Genomic DNA, 19605 nt, shown 5'->3' on the forward strand with positions numbered 1-19605 from the left:
AGGCTGCTCCGATCAGTCCTGGTCGTTGTCGTGATCGTCGTCGTGACGATCGGCGAAGTTGAAGTTGCCGAAGAGATCGCCGATCGAGGGCCGGTTGACGGGAACGTAGGGATTGTCGTCCGACGCAATCGGATTCGGCAAGGTGTCGCGCGTCTTGGGTCCGAGCGGCTTGAGATGCCAATTGCGTTCGATGAACTTGGTGATCGAGACGTGGTCACCATATTCATGCGACACATGGCCGCCGCGCGAGTATTTCGAAACGACGAGAAGCGGGATGCGCGTGCCGTCGCCGAAGAAGTCGACCGGCTGGATATAGCCGGAGTCGTAGTAACCGCCGCCCTCGTCCATGGTGATGACGATCGCGGTCGACTTCCAAAGCTCCTTGTTGGACTTCACCTGATCGACGATCTTCTTGGTGAAGGCCTCGAAGAGGTCGACACGGGACGAGGCTGGATGACCGTCGTTGAAGGTGCTCGGCTTGACGAACGACACGGCGGGCAGATTGCCATTGGCAATGGCGTCGTAGAGATCGAGCGTGTCCTTCATGTGCGCATCGCGCTGCTCCGCATGGGTCATGACCGAAGCGGAGAACAGGAAGGGGTTGCAGATGTTGCAATAGAGGTAGGCGACCGGGTCCAGCGCACCGAAATTGGTGCCCTCTCCAGGGGCCGTCTTGAAGTCGTTCCAGCGCTCGCCGAAATAGGCCCAGGAGACATTGGCCTGGGTCAGCGCATCGCCGATATGCCGCTGCTTGATAACAGGCGGCAGGGTGAACGGCCCGTTGTTGATCGGATCGGTGGCACCACTGCCGATAAAGGCGGGAACGTAGTTGTTCAGCAGATAAAAGGCGTTGGGCGCACAGCGCGGCGACACGTGGATGGCATTGAGGTAGGTGATGACAGGGCCCACGCCCGGCTGGCTGGGTTCCGAGCAGTTCGAATAGCTCCCGCCGCCATAGCCGTCGTTGAGATACCAGTTGTTGGTGCCCGGCGCCGGATTCGGGTTCTCGATCTCGTTGACATATTGCGGCGGGTTGGAGCCGGGTACGAGCACGTGGTCGGGCTTGGCAGGGTCGCCCTTGTCGTCGGCATAATAGAGCGCGTCGGCATAGCCGATCATCATGTGATTGGCGAAAGTGCCCCCCATCACGCTCTGATGGAAGTTGTCATTGAGCGTGTACTTGCGCGCAAGCTCGGTCAGATAGGGCGCATCGCCTTTGGCGACGTTATAAAAGCCGAGTGCGATGCCGCCTTCCTTCAGCGCATGCGGGGTCGGATTGCCATTGCTGCCCGAAGAGACGCTCTGTTCCACAAAGGTGAAGAGATCGGCCTGGCAGCCGCTCGGATTGTGATGGGTCGCCTTGGCAACGTCGCAGTCGAGCTGCTGCCACATCTGGTAGAAGCGGTGCACCGGGCTGCCGCCATAGGTCTTGTAGAGGCTGGTCGGGGCTTCGCCGCCCTGCGCCAGGGTCACGAGCGGATAGGGACCGTTCGGCAGATTGTCGGAGTCCAGGATGCGCGTGTCGGGCGAATTGCCCGGCAGGCCGGTCGCACCGGTCGTCAACAGCGGCAGGTCCTGCTGGCTCAAGCCGTAATCCCCTTGCTGCGCGATTTGGATCGTGGCGAGACATCCCGGACCATTGAGCGCTGCCTGATCGACGGAAGTGTAGCAGGATTGCGGCGCATAGGATGTGCCGGGCGTCTGCACCTTGTTGGTCGTGTGATTATACGGCGTCTTCGGGGTCGGATTGATCGAGTAAGTATTGTTGACGACGGTGGAGGACTGCGCGGCCCTGGCGTAATTCGGCCCGGGTTGACCGTCCCTGGTAATGATGCCCCTGGAGAGCAGATTGTCGACGCGTTCGCCCGGATGACGCGACTCATAGGTCGCAAAGATGTGGTCGAAGGTGCGGTTTTCGCCGAGAATGACGATCACATGCTTGATCGGGCTCTCGGTGCGGTCGCCGTTCTTGTTGCTGCCGTCGAGCATGTCCATCGCATAAACGTCATGTCCCATCAGTGACAGGATAGCGGCTGTCACCACCGTACGGTCACGCAGACGTCGTGTCGTCTTCGAAAGCATTGCACACCCCTCCGTTCGTTTCCTGAATGCAGAGAAATTGTCTCAACGCATGTCAGGTTAAGGGGCGCGCTTGTCAGACGTGCTGCTCGGCCGTGTCACTTCCGTTACGAGATTATGACGACGAGCAGAGACCTATCGTCGCAACCAGTGGGCGCTTCTGGATTGCCATCAATGGCTTGCTGACGATTTGGCCTGTCATTCCAACGCGGCCGGCCGCAGGAAGATCGCGGCTCAGTCGTTGCAGCGGAGCAAGGGCGTCCCGTAGGCCCGGCTCCAGACGGAGAGGAAGCGCGGGAACCAGGAATGCGCCACCGCGCCTTTATAGGCCCAGGTGCGATACTTCAATCCCTGCTCCGAGATCAGCTCCTGGTAACCCCCGTGGACCTCGGTCGCGGTGCGGATGTCCTTCAATATCCCTTGTGCGCAGGCGCGATAGGTATCGCTCCCCGAGAGCTCGTCAAAGTCCAGCATGCGATCGGCGAATTCGACGTTGAACGTCGGCCACGACGAGCGCCCCTGATAGGCCGGCGCCGCGATCTTGTGGATCATCTTGTTCCGCGGGTTATCCGCCGAGACCAGGAAGTGGAACGTGCTGGGGATGCGGAAGCGGGGCTCGGCCAGGATCAGATCCGTTGTGGCCGAGAACAACGCGCGCTCGCTCGCATCGTTCATGTCCCAGAAGCCGCGATGCACGCTGACGAAATCCAGCGCGACCATGGAGACCGGCGTACCCGCCGGGCCATCCAGCGAATGCCTGATGTAGCCGTCCTTGCCAAACAGGCGGAGCAGACCCTTCTTGTATTCTGCGAGGTCGCGCCCGAGTAGCCGCTTCAGCTCGACCTCGTCGACGATGCCGAGTTGCGCGGCCCACGCGAATGTCGTGTAGACGCAGGCATTGGTGACGAAACGCCGGCGCTCGGCGCGGGTGTCGGTTGCCGCCGAACGAGGTCCGCTGGCGTCGCAGAGCAAATATCTGACACTGTCAGCGTCGAACGGCTCGAGCTCGCTCGCGAGCTTCAGGATCGCGCGCTTTAAATCGGCGCCATATTCGGCCAGCAGCAGGCGACCCGCATGCGCGCATTGCGACATCGCCAGATGGGACGACGCCCGCACCTCGGCCGAGAGCATCTGCTGCAGACCAGCCAAAATGCCGAGCAACGTATCCGAGGGACGCGAGAAATAGTTCACACCGAGATATCGGCCGCGTCCCGCGGGGACGATGGTCGTGGTGACGACGTCGGCGCGAACAGCTTCCAGCAACAGACGCACGCTCTTTTCGAGCAAACGTGCCCGACGCACTGCGTCTTGCGCGTCCATGATGGTGTCGGGGTCGAGGACGTCGGGATAGAACCAGGCAAAGTCGCGCGGATAATAGGCGGAGGCGTGCGGAGCGCCTGTGACGAGGAACGCCTCGGCCACCGAAAAGGCGCTGTCCATCGAGTGCCGATAGAGGTCCTCGATCGCCGACAGCGAGTGATGCGACTTTCTCATGAACCGGTCGCCGAGAAAATTGACCGCCTGAAGGGCGTTGGCGATCAAGGTCGCAGCCGCACCCTGGTAAAACCGGTTCTCTTGATGGCTCGAAAAGGAGATGTCGCTGTTCATTTGTCCGAGTCGGCTGACGTCTGGTGAAGTTGCACCATTTTACACTTCTCTGATTCGTGTCTCTACCCGGTGACTTCCGGGCCTAGGCCACTCGCGGCCTGAAATGCTCGATCACCCGCAGCAAGACCCGCGCGCCCGCATCGGCGTCAGCCAGCTCGACATGCTCGTCGGGATGATGGCTGATGCCGCCGCGGCAGCGAACGAAAATCATGCCGACATCGGCAATGTCGATCATCGCCATGCCGTCATGCCCCGCCCCGCTCGGCAGCTCGAAGGCGACAAAACCTTCGGCTGCGATCGCCTGCGCGATCTGGTCCTTCAGCCAGGGCGCGCAGGGAACAGTGCGGTTCTCATGGGTGACGTCAAGCTGAAGCGCCAGATGCCTGCGCTTGGCGATCGCCTCGATCTGGCGGACGACGTCGGCGACCGCGCGCTTACGATGCATGTCGGTCGGCGCACGCATGTCGATGGTGAAGGATACTTCACCCGGAATGACATTGGTCGCGCCGGGCCTTGCCTGGATGTAGCCGACGGTGCCGACCAGCCCGCCCTCGTCGGTACGGCAGAACTGCTCGATCGCGCCGATGCATTCGGCAGCACCTGTAAGCGCGTCACGGCGCAGCGCCATCGGGACGGTGCCGGCGTGACCGGCCGTGCCGGTCAGCCGCGCCGCCAGCCGTGTCGCGCCCGCAATCGCGGTCACGACGCCGACAGGGAGATTCCGTGCTTCCAGCACCGGCCCCTGCTCGATATGCAATTCGAGATAGGCCAACAACTCGCGCCGGGCGCGCGCTGCCGCACCGATATGATCAGGGTCGAGGCCAAATTGGATGAGCGCATCACGCATCGACACACCGTCCCGGTCGCGCGTGTTCAAAGCGCTTGCGTCAAATGTGCCGGCCATGGCGCGACTGCCGAGCAGCGTCGAGGAGAAGCGCACGCCTTCCTCGTCGGCAAAGCCGACCACCTCGATCGCGAACGGCAGACGCTTGCCGCGGCGGTTGAGGTCGGTGACACAGGCGATCGCCGTGATCACGCCGAGCGGCCCATCCCATTTGCCGGCATCGCGCACCGTGTCGTAGTGCGAGCCAAGCATCAGGCAGGGCGCTCCCGGCCGCTCGCCTTCGTAACGGCCGCAGACGTTGCCGATCGCGTCGAGATGCGCGCTCATGCCGGCCTCACGCATCCAGCCGAGAATGACATCGGAGGCTGCGCGCAGCTCTTTGGTAAGAAAGACGCGGGTGAGCTTGTCGCCATCTTCCGAGATCGCCGCAAGCTCGTTGACCCGGCGCACGATCTCTTCGCCGAGCGCTGCATTCTGAACGGCGTTACCAGCACCCATCTCGGTCAAGCTTTCCATCCTGGAGACCGCGGAGCGGTCGCAGCCTCAATCGATACAAGTTCGGTGCCAGCGATTCAGACCAGCGCCGTCGCGGGGTCAGCGCGTGGTTAGCACGTCCATGGGCGGTCAGCCGAACGGCCTGCGGTCGTCCACGCACGCGCGAGAGCCGCTAAGACTTGCTTAACTCAATTGCATACAATCAGAAAATACTGCCTAAAAATTAGCCTGACGAACTCCTGACCAAAATTTGCACATTCCATATATCTAATATTTTTCAATTACTTGAATTCGCCTGCATGCCCCTTAGCCTCTGGCACGAAGCTTGCGACATCCTATCGTGGGCTCCGCCAAACCGGCGCAGCCGCGAGATTGAGGCGGTCAATCCGCCAAGGGGAGCAAGCAATGGATTTTGGCAGGATTTCACGACGTCATTTGTTGCAGGGCGGTGCCGCCCTCACCCTGGGCGCAGCGGCCGGCGCACGCCCGGCCTTCGCGGCCGAGACCACAATCGGCTTCATCTATGTCGGCTCGCGCGACGACTACGGCTACAACCAGGCCCACGCGCAGGGCGCGGCGGCGTTGAAGAAGATTCCGGGTCTCAAGGTCGTCGAGGAAGAGAAGGTGCCGGAGACCGACGCGGTCGAGAAGACGATCGAGTCCATGATCAATCTCGACGGCGCCACCCTGCTCTTCCCGACCTCGTTCGGTTACTACAATCCGCACATGATCAAGATGGCCACCAAGTACCCGAAGCTGCGCTTCGAGCACTGCGGCGGTCTCTGGACCGACAAGGATCCGAAGAACGCCGGCAGCTATTTCGGCTATATCGACGAAGCCCAGTATATCTCCGGAATCGTCGCGGGCCTGACGTCGAAGAGGGGCAAGCTCGGCTTCGTCGCGGCCAAGCCGATCCCCCAGGTGCTGCGCAACATCAACGCCTTCACGCTCGGTGCGAAGTCCGTCAATCCAAAGGCCACGACGCAAGTGATCTTCACCGGCGACTGGTCGATGCCGGTCAAGGAGGCTGAAGCCACCAACAGCCTGATCGACCAGGGTGTGGACGTGCTGACCTGCCACGTCGACGGCCCCAAGACCATGGTCGAGAACGCCGCACGGCGCGGCGCCTTCGTCTGTGGCTATCACACCAACCAGTCGGCGCTGGCGCCCAAGGCCTATCTCACCGGCGCCGAGTGGAACTGGGAAGCGCTCTATCCGAAGTTAGTCAAGATGATCGCCGCCGGCGAGAGCATCCCGAACTTCTATCGCGGCGGCCTGAAGGAAGAGATCGTCAAGGTCTCTGCCTATGGCGAGGCCGTCTCGCCGGAAGCGCGCAAGGCGGCAGACGAGGCCAAGGCCAAATTCCTGTCCGCGGACGGGTTTGCCATCTTCAAGGGCGGGCTGGTCGACAACAAGGGCAAGACCGTGATCGCGGCCGGCACCGATCGCGGCCAGAAGGATCCCGAGCTCGAAAAGATGGACTACCTCGTCGAAGGCGTGATCGGAGCGACTTCGTGACATCGGAAGCAGCGGATTCTGCCGAGGCGGTCGGGACAATTGCCCCGACCGCCGACCTCGGCTTTCTGCGACGCCACGGCGGCACGATCGAGTATATCCTGATCCCGTGCGCGGCGCTGGCCGGCGCGCTCGTGGTGTTCGGCATCTTCGTCATGCTGTTCGGCAAGAACCCGCTCGACCTCTATTTCTATATGTACTACGGCGCCTTCGGCACCTGGTTCTCCTGGCAGAACACGCTGACGCGTGCCGCGCCCCTCATCCTCACCGCGCTTTGCACGGCACTGCCGGCGCAACTCGGCATGGTCATCATCGGCGGCGAGGGCGCGCTGCTGATCGGCGCGTTGTCGGCGACGAGCGCCGCATTGTTGCTTCAGGGCATGCCGCCGCTCGTCGTGCAGATCGCCATGGTTGTTGCCGGCGTCATCGGCGGCGGTCTGTGGATCATGCTGGCGGGCGCCTTGCGGCAATATCGCGGCGTCAACGAAACGATCTCGAGCTTGCTGCTCGTCTACATCGCACTCGCGATCCTCAATCATCTCGTCGAAGGCATGATGCGGGATCCCGCTAGCCTCAACAAGCCATCGACGCGCGAGATCGGCGCCGTCAATATGATCGGCTCCATTCCCGGCACGGACGTGCATTGGGGCTTGGTCTTCGGCTTGATCGCCGCGGTTGCCGCCTACATCCTGATCTATCACACCGTCTTCGGCTTCGCCGCGCGCGTTGCCGGCGGCAACATCCGCGCTGCAAAAATCGTCGGCCTCGGCGTCAGCAAGCTGATCCTCACCATCTGCTTCCTCGCCGGCGGCGCCGCGGGTCTTGCCGGTATGGTCGAGGTCGCCGCTGTCCAGGGCCGCACCAATGCCAACCTCGCTGCAGGTTACGGCTTCACCGGCATCCTGGTTGCCTTCCTGGCGCGGCAGAATCCGCTCGCCATCATCCCTGTCGCAATCCTGCTCGGCGGCATCAGCGCCAGCGGCGGCCTGTTGCAGCGCCGCCTGGGATTGCCTGATGCATCGGTGTTGGTGCTCCAAGGCATCATCTTCGTCTTCGTGCTGGCCAGCGATGCGCTCTACGGCCGCATCGGATTCCTGAAAGGCAAATCCTGATGGCAGACGGATCAATCGGACTCTGGACCGTCCCGCTCGCCGTGCTCGGCGGCGCCATTCGCGTCTCGACGCCGTTCCTGTTCGTAAGCCTCGGTGAATGCATCACCGAGCGTTCGGGCCGCATCAATCTCGGCCTCGAGGGCACGCTGGTGATGGGCGCGATGAGCGCTTATGGCATCTCCTACCTCACGGGATCTCCTTGGCTGGGCGTGCTCGCCGCCGGTATCACGGGTGCTCTTCTCGGCGCTCTGCATGCGGGCATCTGCTCGCTGCCGCGCGTCAACGACGTCGCGGTCGGCATCGCCTTGATGCTATTCGGCACCGGCCTAGCCTTCTATCTCGGCAAGCCCCTGATCGAGCCGACCGCGCCGCGCCTGCCCGCGATCGATTTCGGCTGGTGGAGCGACATCCCGCAGGTGCGCGCCGCGCTACGGGTCAACGTCCTGTTCCTGATTGGCGTCGCGCTCGCACCAATACTCTACTGGGCCTTCCGCACCACGCGTTGGGGCCTCCTCATCCGCACCGCCGGCGAGAGTTCGGATGCGGCACGCGCGATGGGCCACTCGGTGCTGCTGATCCGCCTGCGCGCCACCATGGTCGGCGGCTTCCTCGCCGGCATCGGCGGCTCGTTTCTATCGTTGTTCTATCCCGGAAGCTGGAACGAGGGCCTCTCCTCGGGCCAGGGTATCACTGCGGTCGCGCTCGTGATCTTCGCGCGCTGGGATCCCCTGCTGTGCCTGTGGGCCTCGCTCGCCTTCGGCGGCGCTGCTGCGCTGGGACCGGCACTGCAGTCGGTCGGCGTTACCTCCGGCTATCACCTCTTCAACGCCGCGCCCTACATCCTGACGCTGGCGATCATGATCATCACCTGCTCGCCGAAACGCACCCTGACCGGAGCCCCGGCCGAATTGTCGATCACCCGCTAGAGAGCGAAATCATGCCCGAGCGCACCATCAAGTCCGAGCCCTATGCCTGGCCCTACAACGGCGATCTGCGTCCGCAAAACACCGCGCTCATCATTATCGACATGCAGACCGATTTCTGCGGCGTCGGCGGCTATGTCGACAAGATGGGCTATGACCTCTCGCTGACGCGGGCGCCGATCGAGCCGATCAAGAAGCTGCTCGCGGTGATGCGCAGCCAAGGCTTCCACATCATCCACACCCGCGAAGGCCATCGCCCCGATCTCTCCGACCTGCCAGCCAACAAGCGCTGGCGCTCGCGGCAGATCGGCGCCGGCATCGGCGATCCCGGCCCATGCGGCCGCATCCTGGTGCGCGGCGAGCCCGGCTGGGACATCATCGAAGAGCTGGCACCGCTGCCGGGCGAGCCGATCATCGACAAGCCCGGCAAGGGCTCGTTTTGCGCCACCGATCTGGAGCTGATCCTGCGCGTGCGCGGCATTGAAAACATCGTCCTGACTGGTATCACCACTGACGTCTGCGTCCACACCACCATGCGCGAGGCCAACGACCGCGGCTTCGAATGTGTGTTGCTGCACGATTGCTGCGGCGCGACCGACAAGAGCAACCACGATCACGCGCTGAAAATGATCAAGATGCAGGGCGGAGTGTTCGGCGCGGTCTCGACCTCGGACGCCTTCATCGGAGCGATCTCGTGATCATTGGTGAGCCGCCACCGCTCGTCGGCGCCTTCGGCGTCGACGCCATCGCGATGACCATGCGCTTCGGCGACTTTCTCGCGCTTGACAATGTCGAGCTGAAGGTACGGCCCGGCTCGTTCCATGCACTGCTTGGCGAGAATGGCGCGGGCAAATCGACCCTCGTCAAATGCATCATGGGCTACTATCACGCGACCGAGGGCGACATTCTCGTCGGCGGCCGCGAGCAGGCGATCGCCAATCCTAAGGACGCCCACGCGCTCGGCCTCGGCATGGTCTACCAGCACTTTACGCTGGTGCCCGCCATGACGGTTGCCGAAAACCTCGTGCTGGCCCGCGACGACGTGCCGGCCGTGGTGAATTGGCCGAAGGAGATGAAGGAGCTCGAGGCCTTCCTGGCGCGGATGCCCTTCAAGGTGCCTCTCTCAGCAAAGGTCTCCGACATCTCCGCCGGCGAGCGGCAGAAATGCGAGATCCTGAAGCAGCTCTATCTGAAGCGCCGCTTCCTGATCCTGGACGAACCGACCTCGGTGCTGACGCCGGCTGAAGCCGACGAGGTGCTCGGCATGCTGCGGGACATGGTCGTCAAGGGCGAGCTGACCATCCTGATGATCACGCATAAGTTCCGCGAGGTCATGGCCTTTGCCGACGAGGTTACGATCCTGCGCCGCGGCAAGCTCGCCGGCGCCGGCAAGGTGTCCGAGCTGACGCCGGACGCGATGGCGCGCACCATGATCGGCGCCGAGGAGCTAACCGTGCAGCCGCCGCGCACCGGAGAAACCGGCAAGGCGCGCCTGGAGCTGGAAAGGCTCCGCGCACTCGATGATGCCGGCGCCATGGCCGTGCATGACGTCTCCCTCACCGTGCGCGCCGGCGAGATTGTCGGCATTGCCGGCGTCTCCGGCAACGGCCAGCGTCAGCTGGTCGAGGTCCTGGCCGGTCAGCGCGAGGCCGAAGGCGGCGAAATCCGCGTCGCCGGCGATCCCTATCGCGCCAGCCGCGAGGAGATGCGGCGCCACAAGATGTCGCTCCTTCCGGAGGAGCCGCTGAAGAACGCCTGCGTCGGCGGCATGAGCGTCGCCGACAATATCGCCTTTCGCGAATTCGACCGCGCCCCCTTCGCCAGCGGCGGCTGGTGGCTCAACCGCGGCGCCTTTCGCGATGACGCGAAGAAGAAGATCGGACAATACAAGATCAAGACGCGCACGCCGGAGACGCCGATCTCGGCGCTGTCAGGCGGCAACGTCCAACGCGCCGTGCTCGCCCGCGAGCTAGCCGGCGATGTCGAGGTGCTGATCGCGGCCAATCCCTGCTTCGGGCTCGACTTCGCCGCCGTGGCGCAGATCCACGCCGAGATCATGGCCGCACGCAACCGCGGCGCGGCGGTGTTGCTGGTGAGCGAGGACCTCGATGAATTGCTCGAACTCTCAGACCGGCTGGTGGTAATGTTCCACGGCGAGTTCGTGTATGAAGCACGGACCAGCGAGGCCGATCTCACCGAGGTCGGCCGGCACATGGCGGGGCACTAGGCGCGGAGCATCGATGGACAGCGCAGACGAGCGCGACAAGCACTTTTTGCGTCTATCCTTCGCGGTCGCCCGCCTGTCCCTCACGCACGGCAACCATCCCTTCGGCTGCATCGTCGTCGACGCCGATGGCAAGGTGCTGATCGAAGCCGAGAACGGCTACATGCCGGACCACGACGGCACGGCGCATGCTGAACGCCTCGCAGCCACGCAAGCCTGCCGTACGCTCGGCGGCGAGGTGCTGGCGTCAGCGACACTCTATTCCTCCGCCGAACCCTGCGCGATGTGTTCGGGCGCGATCTACTGGGCCGGCATCGGCCGCGTCGTCTACGGCCTCAGCGAGCACCGTCTGCGTGGCATCACCGGCAACCACCCGGAGAACCCGACGCTCGACCTGCCCTGCCGCGACGTCTTTGCCAGCGGCCAGCGGCCGACCGAGGTGGTGGGGCCGTTGCTCGAAGACGAGGCCGAAGCGCTGCACGACGGCGCGTGGACGAAGTAGGCAAAAGAATCGAAAACAACCCCATGCACAGTAGAAGCGCGATTGCTCGCCGGCACGGGTGCCAATCGGCAATCCAATCGGCAAGTCATTGCAGCATCGAGCAAATCCGCAGCGAGCCGGCGAGGATCGTCATGGACGCGGCGCGGGTTCGTTTTCGCAACCAGCCGCGCTGTCAGGTCGGCAGCACTTCAGGTGGAGGAAATTTCGTTTTTTACGAATATCGTTTGACCCGTCGGGCAAAACAATGGCACTATGCCATGCTGGCCGTTTTCGGGGCGGCACGAGCTGGACGCCAAGGCAGTCCGATGATGACCGCGACTATCGAGAGCGGTGATGGAGGAGCGATGGGTTTCGCAAAAGCTCAGCCATCCTACCAAGTGACACCGAAATGATCGTGTCTCACTTCAGGGGTGCAGTCCATGGGTGTCACCGTAATTGCCGTAACCACAGTTCTGAGATTTTAGCATTTACCGTACTCAATTCGCCTAGTCCCGGCCTTCCCAAAATCCAGAGGGCGCGCGATCATCATACCCGTTTGGGCCAAATACTTTGCCACTATGTCTGCGAGGCCGTCCAAGCTGTGACGATCGATCGTGGCCCAATCGGCCTCGGGACGGAAACCGAGAAGAAAATCATACTCAGGGAAATCGGAATCGTCCGCCTCAGTGAAAACAACTCTCAAGCCCAGCACAGTCCCATAAACATACCGCCCACTTGGCGCATTTTCACTGTGTCGCGTCTCGCTCGTACTCACTTTCAAGAGCGCGAAGATCTGCTTCGAGAACGTCTCGAAATCCTGTTCACGCTCGCTACGAATAAAGAGATTTCCTAACATGCTTGCCCAACTTTATGGGCCAATAATGCCCCGGGGTGCAGTCCAGCACTGTCACGTAACTCTGGGAAATCCTACGAACTGGGTCGCTATTCAGCGTCACCGAAGGCAGCCAGCAACGCCGGTCCAACTTCTGCGACCGTCGGAGCACTCGATCGCTCCCTTTCCGGCAGAGGAGCGAAACCATCCCTCGGACCAAGGTTCCTGGTGGGAGTATAGACAACGCGGTTTGTTTCAAATTTGACAATAACATCTTTTGCAGATCGAACGAACGTATTCCACGATCTGACTCCCGCAGCCTTTAGAATAGGCTCAAATAGCTTGTTCCATTCCCCAGGCGCAGGATGTGGAATCCCTTCTTTTGAAAGCTGCAAGGCCTCTAGTGTAGCCTTCCCTAGGCCCGACACGTCGTTCGCCTCAAGATCGAAGATGGGCGCGGAAAGCACTCCCACTCCGTTTATGGTATCCGAGACTGGACAAATGATGACCTTGTTTTGCCTCAGATAAGCGGCAACTTTTCTCAATCGGGCCTCACGGGAATATAACTGGATTGACGGTGACGCCGCGCGTAGCCGCGGATTGAATGACTTGGCTTATGGCATTCTGCTGTGCCGCTGTTCCCGCCGATGGCATTGCCACAGTAAGTATCCTTGCGGTGATGGGGGAGCCAGCGAGTTGTGCCGCCCCCCAATTCACTGGGGTGAAGCTCGCGATCGAATTTACATATCCGTTCAGCGTGTTTGTAAGAGCCGCCGCATTCTGGTAAGTAGCTGCGCCCAGATCAATGCTTTTGATGCTAGTCGCGACACCGTTCATATAGCTGTCAATGACCGGGTAGTTCCCGGGAAGATTCTGGCCTAGAGCTTGCTCGATCGCCCTTCCGCGTGCGGCCGATCCCAACCCCCATACGCTCGCCGCCTCCGGAACACCCACATTTGTAGCCGCTGGAGCGCTGAACGGCGCGGATACCTCCGCCGCAATTGGCGCCAGCCCAGCGAAGGTCGGCCCAGCTGATCGAGCGAATTCCAGCGGGTTTCGCACAAGATCCTGGGCGTAGCCCGAGATGTCTTTCCCCGCTCGGAGGATTGTTAATTCGTAAAAGTCGCTGGCCGCACTCTTGACTGAGTCGGCCGCTAGGCCGCTTTGGTCACTAAGGTTTAGTGGGTCATTTCCGACATAGGCATAGTAGTTGATGCCGCCTTGGTGCCCTATTGGATCCGCCTGAAGGAATCGCCCCCACGTAGGCGAATAGTGCCGCGCGCGATAGTAGTATAGCCCGTTGGGAATTACGGTGACAGTGCACTAAATAGATCATTCGTCTTCCACGGCGGGCTTTGGCCCGCTTGGCCGGCTTGAGGACGCGTCCGGTCTGGCGTTCGATACGGGCGAGAAAGCGGCTATCTCCCAGTGGTCGTCCAACACTCTCCGCAGAACGCAGCGCGCCGAACAGATCGGCTTCCGGTTCGGTTGCCAACAGATCGGCGAAATCAGGAAAACGATCGCGGATCGGCCTAGCACGGTCAGGCCATCGTCGCGCCCGCGCAAATGCGCGCGCGTGCTCGACCAGCGCCAATCCTGGGCGCGCTGCACCAGACGCGCCCGTACCGGATTGAGCGACACGTAGCGCAGCGCGGCCGCAAGATGCTGCTCGTCCATGACGACGGCGCCGAACCGGCCTTGCCAGAAATGACCGGTGCGCTTGCGCCGCGCCTGGATGGTCCCAGCATAGCTGCGGTGAACGCGTGCGAGCGCATGGCGCAGCCCATCGGGATCGGACGGCACCAGGATGAGGTGCACGTGGTTGGGCATCAGGCACCAGGCCCACACCTCGACCCCGGCGGCCTTGCAATTCGCGGCGAGCAGGTCGCGATACAGCGCGTAGTCGCCGTCGTCGAAGAACGTGCGGGCGCGACCGTTGCCACGCTGGGTGACATGGTGGGGATGGCCGGGGATGACGACACGGGCGAGACGAGCCATGCCGCATCATGCCCTCGAAGGCGGGTGGCGTCAATTTAGTGCACTGTCACCGTAATTTCCGTAATTTCGTAATTTACCTCTCCGAGCTACGGCGGACAAGTCGCCTTGCTCACCCTACGGCAGCGGTTCTCTCCGCAAACACGAATGGCGCCGCGCATTCCTGCGCGGCGCCACTCGAACCTGAAACCTCAGGCGATCAGAACTTCACCGTCACGCCACCATAGACGGTGGACTCGGTGCAGCTGTTGGTGCTCTGGCCGGTCGCGGCGACCGTGCAGACGCCGGGCATGGCGTTGTGGTCGAGGCCGAACTTGTTCTGCCAGTAGCGATAGGCGACCCAGAGGTCGACGAAGTGCGAGTACTTGTCACCCCAGGCGGCCTTCGACGCGTCGAAGGTCAGGCGGATCGGCTCGCTGTTCAGCTCGGTCTTCGAAGCGGTCGAGAACCGGCCGATGCCTGAGAGCGCGGGAAGACCGTTCGAATCGCCCTTCGGGCCATACCAGCCGGCACGGCCGCTGATCGACCAGAACTGCATGTTCGGCGGCAGGAAGCCGAGGTCCATGTAGTAGTTGATTTCGACGGCCCAGGTCGCGCGATAGCTGACGTTTCCGTCCGAGTTACAGGTCACACCCGCGACACCAGCGCCGAACAGGCCGCACTGTGTGAAGGCGTTGTGATTCAGGAACTCCCAGTACACCAACGGCGCGACGTCGATGTAGCCCTTGTACGGAAGGTCGAAGGCGAACTGGAGACCGCCAACCACGTCACGCTTGGCGGGCGCGAGGAAGTTGTTTTCGGTGTTCGCGTCCATACCGACTTCGAACGAGATGTTGTGCAGCGGGCCCGCGGTGAAGGTCTTGGTGTTGAACAGCTCGTTCCAGCCGAAGGTCGAGCGGAACAGGCCATAGATCTCGGTCGCGCCGGCGCAATTGCTCGGGGTGCCGAAAATGTTCACGCCCGGGGCCGTACACGGAGAGGCAGGGTCGTTGTGACCCGACTTGAACATCGAGATCGTGAAGAAGTTGGTGCCGTAGGCCCAGAGGTCGAAGTGGGTGAACGAGTAGACCTGCTTGGCGGTGGTGCCGTTGATGCTGCCGTCCGGCCGGGTGCTCCACATGCCGGGATCGGTGCCCTTTGGCATCCAGGAGAACGACACGCGGTCATCGATCACCAGAAAGAACGGAAGGTCAGGCGCCTTCTTGGCCGCCTTGACCGGCAGATCTGCCGCGTGAGCCCAGCCACCGATGGCCAGCGTAGCAAGTGACAGCGCCGTTGCTGCAACTGCCTTGAAACGAAACGACATCCTGAATACCCCCAAGTTTGGACACGTAAAAATGAACGTCCCTTGGGTGCGACACTTGCGCCGAAGTCCCGGAGTGAGAAGCCTCAACTTTTTTCAAGGCATGCCGCATGTTTCGGCAACGAGCGACGATTCACCGCGGAAATCTGCGGGTTTTTGCGTGTCGTTGCCGCGCAGGATCGACGACGCAATGCCAAACATTCCCGGTTGATATCGTTTGCGTTTTATCCCGACCGCGCGATGCGAATCCCAATGCGGGCAATGGCTGTCGTGGAGAACCCGCATTGCATACGCAGGCTGGCGCGATTTTGCTCAACATCACATCAAGCCTGCCCAGCGGGTTCCGATTTGGTTTAAACCGTCACAAATTTGCAACAGGCCTCGCCTGCAGGCCGCGCCGCAACGGCCCCGGCCCCTCACCTGGAGGCAATCATGGTTCGACGAGCCCCCCGCGACTCGCGGCCCCCTCTCCTGCCGAAGCGTTAAGCAAGGGATGACGCTTTTTCACACCTTACGCGGCGGTTCAAACTAGCCCACTATTGAGGCACTGCATCCCATGCAAGCGCATCAACGAATGTTAGATCCGACGCCTAACGGCCTGCATTCCGGCGAGTCCCCGTTGCTCAAGACGGTCGGGCTGACCAAGCGCTATGGGGATTTCCTCGCCAACGATTCCATCGACATCGACGTCTGGCCGAAGGAAATCCACGCCCTGCTTGGCGAGAACGGCGCCGGCAAATCGACGCTGGTGAAGGCGATCTATGGGCTGATCCAGCCCTCTGCCGGCGAAATCCGCTGGCAGGGCGAACCAATCGTGCTGTCCGGTCCCTCCGAGGCGCGCAGCCGCGGCATCGGCATGGTGTTCCAGCACTTCTCGCTGTTCGACAACCTCACCGTCGCCGAAAACGTCGCCCTTGGCCTCGACGGCAAGGAATCGTTCAAGGACATGTCGGCGCGGCTGGAGCAGGTGTCCAGGACCTACGGACTGCCGCTCGATCCCGGACGGGAGGTCTGGCAACTCTCGGTCGGCGAGCGCCAGCGAATCGAGATCGTTCGCGCGCTGATGCAGAATCCAAGATTCCTGATCCTGGATGAGCCCACCGCGGTGCTGACGCCGCAGGAGGCGGACCAGCTCTTCGTCGTGCTGGAGCGGCTCAAGACCGAGGGCCGTGCCATCCTCTACATCAGCCACAAGCTCGAGGAGGTGAAGCGCCTCTGCGACACCGCCACTATTTTGCGCGGCGGCAAGAAGATCCAGACCTGCAATCCCAGGCAGGAGACCGCCGCCTCGCTCGCGCGCATGATGGTTGGCGGCGAGATCAGGGAAGTGAAGGCGGCGGCCGGGCGGCAGACGACGATACCGCGGCTCGTCGTCAACGATCTTTCGCTCGCGCCCGACGAGGCACATGGGGTGCGGCTCGAACACATCTCGTTCGAGCTCAAGGGCGGCGAAATCCTCGGCATCGCCGGCGTCGCCGGCAACGGTCAGGACGAACTGTTTGCGGCGCTGTCCGGCGAGCGGCGGTCGAAGGATCCCGGAACGATCGTGATCGAAGGCATCGCTGCCGGCCACCTCTCGATCACCAAGCGCCGCAAGCTCGGCGCCGCCTTCGTGCCCGAAGAGCGGCTCGGCCACGGCACCGCGCCGCGCATGAAGCTATCGGAGAACGCGCTGCTGACGGGACACGCCGCCAGCGGCATGGTCAATCACGGCTTCATCGACACCGCGGCCACGCTGAAGACGGTGGACAAGGCGACCGAGACCTTCGACGTGCGCAAGGCCAAGCGCGACCCGGAAGCGGCATCCCTCTCCGGGGGTAATCTGCAGAAATTCATCGTCGGCCGCGAGATCCTGCGTAACCCCGCCGTGCTGGTGGTGAGCCAGCCGACCTGGGGCGTCGATGCCGGAGCTGCCGCCGTCATCCGCCAGGCGTTGCTTGACCTTGCCACCGCAGGCGCCGCGGTGCTTGTCACCAGCCAGGATCTCGACGAACTCACCGAGATCGCCGACCGCATCGCCGTGATGTTCCATGGCCGGCTATCCGCTCCGCTGGCAGCAAGCGAAGCGACGCGCGAGAAGCTCGGCCTGTTGATGGGCGGCAGCAGCCTGGAGCCGAAGGAGGCCGCGCATGCAGTTGGTGCTTGAGAAGCGCACCGAGCGCTCCAACACGATCGCGCTGGTCTCGCCGCTGATCGCGATCGGTCTGACGATCGTGACCATGACCATCCTGTTCGCGATCCTCGGCAAGAATCCGTTTCTCGCGCTGCAGGCCTATTTCATCGCGCCATTGACCGACAGCTATTCGCTCCAGGAGATCGCGGTGAAGGCGACGCCGCTGGTGATGATCGCGATCGGGCTGTCGCTCTGCTACCTCGCCAATGCCTGGAACATCGGCGCTGAAGGACAATTCCTGATCGGCGCGGTCGCCGGAAGCTGGATCGCGGTGAAGACGCAAGGCACCGACGCCGGGGCCTGGGTGCTGCCGGCGATGCTGGTGCTCGCGGCGGTCGCAGGCGCGCTCTATGCGCTGATCCCGGCGATCTGCAAGGTGAAGTTCGGCGCCAGCGAGATCCTGACCAGCCTGATGTTGGTTTATGTCGCCGACCTCTTCCTCGACTACCTCGTGCGCGGACCCTGGCGCGATCCGCACGGCTTCAACTTCCCCACCACGGCGGAGTTCGATCCCGTGGCAACGGTGCCGCTGCTGATCGAAGGCGGCCGGCTGCATCTCGGCTCGATCATCGCCTTGCTCGTCGTCGCGGCGGCTGCGATCCTGCTCGGGCGCACCATCAAGGGCTTTGAGATCCGTGTCGTTGGCGCTGCTCCTCGCGCCGCGCGGTTTGGCGGTTTCAACGCCAACCAGCTGATCATCCTGACCTTCGCGGTGTCCGGCGCGCTCGCGGGCCTTGCCGGCATCATCGAGGTCGCAGGTCCCGTCGGACACCTTCAGCCCGGTATCTCGCCTGGCTACGGTTTCACCGCGATCATCGTTGCCTTCCTCGGCCGGCTGAACCCGCTTGGAATATTAATTGCAGCCCTTTTTCTCGCCCTGACCTTTATCGGCGGCGAGCAGGCGCAGATCGCAATGAAGATCCCGTTGGACGTCACCAAGGTGTTCCAGGGCATCCTGCTCTTTTACGTCCTCGCCTGCGATTCTCTCATTCTCTACCGCTTCAAGCTGGTTGTCCCGAGCCGACAGGTGACCCGTGGAGCTGGTTGAAGCCATCATCCTGTCGGTGCTCGCCGCCTCGACACCGCTGCTGATCGCGGCAACCGGCGAGCTCGTGACCGAGCGGTCCGGCGTGCTCAATCTCGGCGTGGAGGGCATGATGATCGTCGGCGCAGCCTGCGGCTTTGGCGGCGCCTGGCTCACCGGATCAATCTTCATCGGCGCGCTGTTCGGCATCATCGCGGGAGTGCTGATGTCGCTGATCTTCGCACTGATGGCACTCGGCCTCGCGGTCAACCAGGTCGCAACGGGTCTGGCGTTGACCATCCTCGGCGTCGGCCTGTCCGGCCTGATCGGCGCGGGTTTTGTCGGCGAGCGCCTCACGCCGGCTGCACATCTGCACATTCCCGGCCTCACCGACATTCCGCTGATCGGCCGCGTGCTGTTCGGCGAAGACGCATTCGTTTATTTCTCCATCGCTCTCATCATCGGCGTGTGGTGGTTCCTGTATCGCACGCGTGCGGGACTGATCCTGCGCGCCTGTGGCGACAATCACGTCTCCGCACATGCACTCGGCTATCCCGTGCTGCGCATCCGCACCCTCGCCGTGATGTTCGGGGGCGCCTGCGCAGGTCTTGCCGGCGCCTATCTGCCGCTCGCCTATACGCCGTTCTTCATTCCCGGCATGACCGCGGGCCGCGGCTGGATCGCGCTCGCGCTGGTCGTGTTCGCATCCTGGCGGCCGGGCCGGCTCGTGGTCGGCGCTTACCTGTTCGGCGCCGTGACGATCCTGCAACTGCATGCGCAAGGCTGGGGCGTCGGCATTCCCTCGCAATTTATGTCGGCGCTACCGTATCTCGCGACGGTCATCGTACTGGTTCTGCTCTCTCGCGCGCGCACCGGCGGCTCGACCGCGCCAGCCGCGCTCGGGACCGTGTTCGTGCCTGACCGCTAAAGCGCAATGAGATTGGGTTGAATCGTCATCGCGCTTTAGCTCTTTGTTTGAGCATGATCTTTTCGGAAA

Annotated in this window: 16 protein-coding genes; 10 read left to right on the forward strand and 6 right to left on the reverse strand. The window is 62.6% G+C overall.

Annotation, left to right across the window (positions count from 1 at the left end):
• Window positions 1–12: 12 nt before the first annotated feature.
• The 3 genes from L6639_RS27160 to L6639_RS27170 all read right to left on the reverse strand — a co-directional run bounded on the left by L6639_RS27160 (window position 13) and on the right by L6639_RS27170 (window position 5029).
• Window positions 13–2082, reverse strand: coding sequence for an alkaline phosphatase family protein (locus L6639_RS27160; protein WP_237864701.1), 2070 nt, complete (start codon window positions 2080–2082; stop codon window positions 13–15).
• A gap of 231 nt (window positions 2083–2313) precedes the next feature.
• A complete protein-coding gene (locus tag L6639_RS27165; protein ID WP_237864702.1) occupies window positions 2314–3687 on the reverse strand; it encodes a hypothetical protein in 1374 nt (457 codons plus the stop codon).
• 82 nt (window positions 3688–3769) lie between these two features.
• On the reverse strand, window positions 3770–5029 hold the full coding sequence (locus L6639_RS27170) for an allantoate amidohydrolase (RefSeq protein ID WP_237864917.1): 1260 nt from the start codon (window positions 5027–5029) through the stop codon (window positions 3770–3772).
• Between the two features lie 402 nt (window positions 5030–5431).
• On the opposite strand from L6639_RS27170, the gene L6639_RS27175 reads away from it, so the two are divergent.
• The 7 genes from L6639_RS27175 to L6639_RS27205 all read left to right on the forward strand — a co-directional run bounded on the left by L6639_RS27175 (window position 5432) and on the right by L6639_RS27205 (window position 11694).
• Complete coding sequence (locus L6639_RS27175; RefSeq protein ID WP_237864703.1) at window positions 5432–6544, forward strand: BMP family ABC transporter substrate-binding protein; 1113 nt, start codon at window positions 5432–5434, stop codon at window positions 6542–6544.
• Entirely contained in the window at window positions 6541–7653 is a 1113-nt protein-coding gene (locus tag L6639_RS27180) for an ABC transporter permease (RefSeq protein ID WP_237864704.1), read from the forward strand. The genes L6639_RS27175 and L6639_RS27180 overlap by 4 nt, the downstream gene beginning before the upstream one ends.
• The gene (locus L6639_RS27185) at window positions 7653–8579 is read left to right on the forward strand and encodes an ABC transporter permease (RefSeq protein WP_007612833.1); all 927 of its coding nucleotides are present in this window, start codon (window positions 7653–7655) and stop codon (window positions 8577–8579) included. The genes L6639_RS27180 and L6639_RS27185 overlap by 1 nt, the downstream gene beginning before the upstream one ends.
• An 11-nt stretch (window positions 8580–8590) precedes the next feature.
• A complete protein-coding gene (gene biuH / locus L6639_RS27190) occupies window positions 8591–9274 on the forward strand; it encodes a biuret amidohydrolase (protein ID WP_237864705.1) in 684 nt (227 codons plus the stop codon).
• A complete protein-coding gene (locus tag L6639_RS27195; protein WP_237864706.1) occupies window positions 9271–10803 on the forward strand; it encodes an ABC transporter ATP-binding protein in 1533 nt (510 codons plus the stop codon). Before biuH ends, L6639_RS27195 begins: the two co-directional genes overlap by 4 nt.
• A 13-nt stretch (window positions 10804–10816) precedes the next feature.
• Window positions 10817–11302, forward strand: coding sequence for a nucleoside deaminase (locus tag L6639_RS27200; RefSeq protein WP_237864707.1), 486 nt, complete (start codon window positions 10817–10819; stop codon window positions 11300–11302).
• 131 nt (window positions 11303–11433) lie between these two features.
• A complete protein-coding gene (locus tag L6639_RS27205; RefSeq protein ID WP_237864708.1) occupies window positions 11434–11694 on the forward strand; it encodes a hypothetical protein in 261 nt (86 codons plus the stop codon).
• Between the two features lie 971 nt (window positions 11695–12665).
• Here the strand turns inward: L6639_RS27205 and L6639_RS43310 are convergent.
• The 3 genes from L6639_RS43310 to L6639_RS27225 form a co-directional block, all read right to left on the reverse strand.
• Window positions 12666–13421, reverse strand: a complete 756-nt coding sequence (locus L6639_RS43310) for an RHS repeat-associated core domain-containing protein (RefSeq protein WP_338076560.1) — start codon at window positions 13419–13421, stop codon at window positions 12666–12668.
• A 24-nt stretch (window positions 13422–13445) separates the two neighbouring features.
• On the reverse strand, window positions 13446–14111 hold the full coding sequence (locus L6639_RS27220; protein WP_237864710.1) for a transposase: 666 nt from the start codon (window positions 14109–14111) through the stop codon (window positions 13446–13448).
• Between the two features lie 196 nt (window positions 14112–14307).
• The gene (locus tag L6639_RS27225) at window positions 14308–15414 is read right to left on the reverse strand and encodes a hypothetical protein (protein ID WP_237864711.1); all 1107 of its coding nucleotides are present in this window, start codon (window positions 15412–15414) and stop codon (window positions 14308–14310) included.
• Window positions 15415–15985: 571 nt separating this feature from the next.
• On the opposite strand from L6639_RS27225, the gene L6639_RS27230 reads away from it, so the two are divergent.
• From L6639_RS27230 to L6639_RS27240, 3 genes are read left to right on the forward strand one after another with little or no spacing between them, the layout of a single operon-like run.
• Window positions 15986–17557 (forward strand): ABC transporter ATP-binding protein, encoded by a 1572-nt coding sequence (locus L6639_RS27230; RefSeq protein WP_237864712.1) that lies wholly within the window; start codon window positions 15986–15988, stop codon window positions 17555–17557.
• Window positions 17541–18632 (forward strand): ABC transporter permease, encoded by a 1092-nt coding sequence (locus L6639_RS27235; protein ID WP_237864713.1) that lies wholly within the window; start codon window positions 17541–17543, stop codon window positions 18630–18632. The genes L6639_RS27230 and L6639_RS27235 overlap by 17 nt, the downstream gene beginning before the upstream one ends.
• The gene (locus L6639_RS27240; RefSeq protein ID WP_237864714.1) at window positions 18619–19536 is read left to right on the forward strand and encodes an ABC transporter permease; all 918 of its coding nucleotides are present in this window, start codon (window positions 18619–18621) and stop codon (window positions 19534–19536) included. The genes L6639_RS27235 and L6639_RS27240 overlap by 14 nt, the downstream gene beginning before the upstream one ends.
• Window positions 19537–19605: the final 69 nt, after the last annotated feature.

Source organism: Bradyrhizobium zhengyangense (assembly GCF_022012555.1).
GTDB lineage: Bacteria > Pseudomonadota > Alphaproteobacteria > Rhizobiales > Xanthobacteraceae > Bradyrhizobium > Bradyrhizobium zhengyangense.

Coding starts and splice junctions, on each gene's coding strand:
- L6639_RS27160 (WP_237864701.1), bottom strand. CDS start 2,082: ATGCTTTCGAAGACGACACGACGTCTGCGTGACCGTACGGTGGTGACA.
- L6639_RS27165 (WP_237864702.1), bottom strand. CDS start 3,687: ATGAACAGCGACATCTCCTTTTCGAGCCATCAAGAGAACCGGTTTTAC.
- L6639_RS27170 (WP_237864917.1), bottom strand. CDS start 5,029: ATGGGTGCTGGTAACGCCGTTCAGAATGCAGCGCTCGGCGAAGAGATC.
- L6639_RS27175 (WP_237864703.1), top strand. CDS start 5,432: ATGGATTTTGGCAGGATTTCACGACGTCATTTGTTGCAGGGCGGTGCC.
- L6639_RS27185 (WP_007612833.1), top strand. CDS start 7,653: ATGGCAGACGGATCAATCGGACTCTGGACCGTCCCGCTCGCCGTGCTC.
- biuH (WP_237864705.1), top strand. CDS start 8,591: ATGCCCGAGCGCACCATCAAGTCCGAGCCCTATGCCTGGCCCTACAAC.
- L6639_RS27200 (WP_237864707.1), top strand. CDS start 10,817: ATGGACAGCGCAGACGAGCGCGACAAGCACTTTTTGCGTCTATCCTTC.
- L6639_RS27205 (WP_237864708.1), top strand. CDS start 11,434: ATGGACGCGGCGCGGGTTCGTTTTCGCAACCAGCCGCGCTGTCAGGTC.
- L6639_RS27220 (WP_237864710.1), bottom strand. CDS start 14,111: ATGGCTCGTCTCGCCCGTGTCGTCATCCCCGGCCATCCCCACCATGTC.
- L6639_RS27225 (WP_237864711.1), bottom strand. CDS start 15,414: ATGTCGTTTCGTTTCAAGGCAGTTGCAGCAACGGCGCTGTCACTTGCT.
- L6639_RS27230 (WP_237864712.1), top strand. CDS start 15,986: ATGTTAGATCCGACGCCTAACGGCCTGCATTCCGGCGAGTCCCCGTTG.
- L6639_RS27235 (WP_237864713.1), top strand. CDS start 17,541: ATGCAGTTGGTGCTTGAGAAGCGCACCGAGCGCTCCAACACGATCGCG.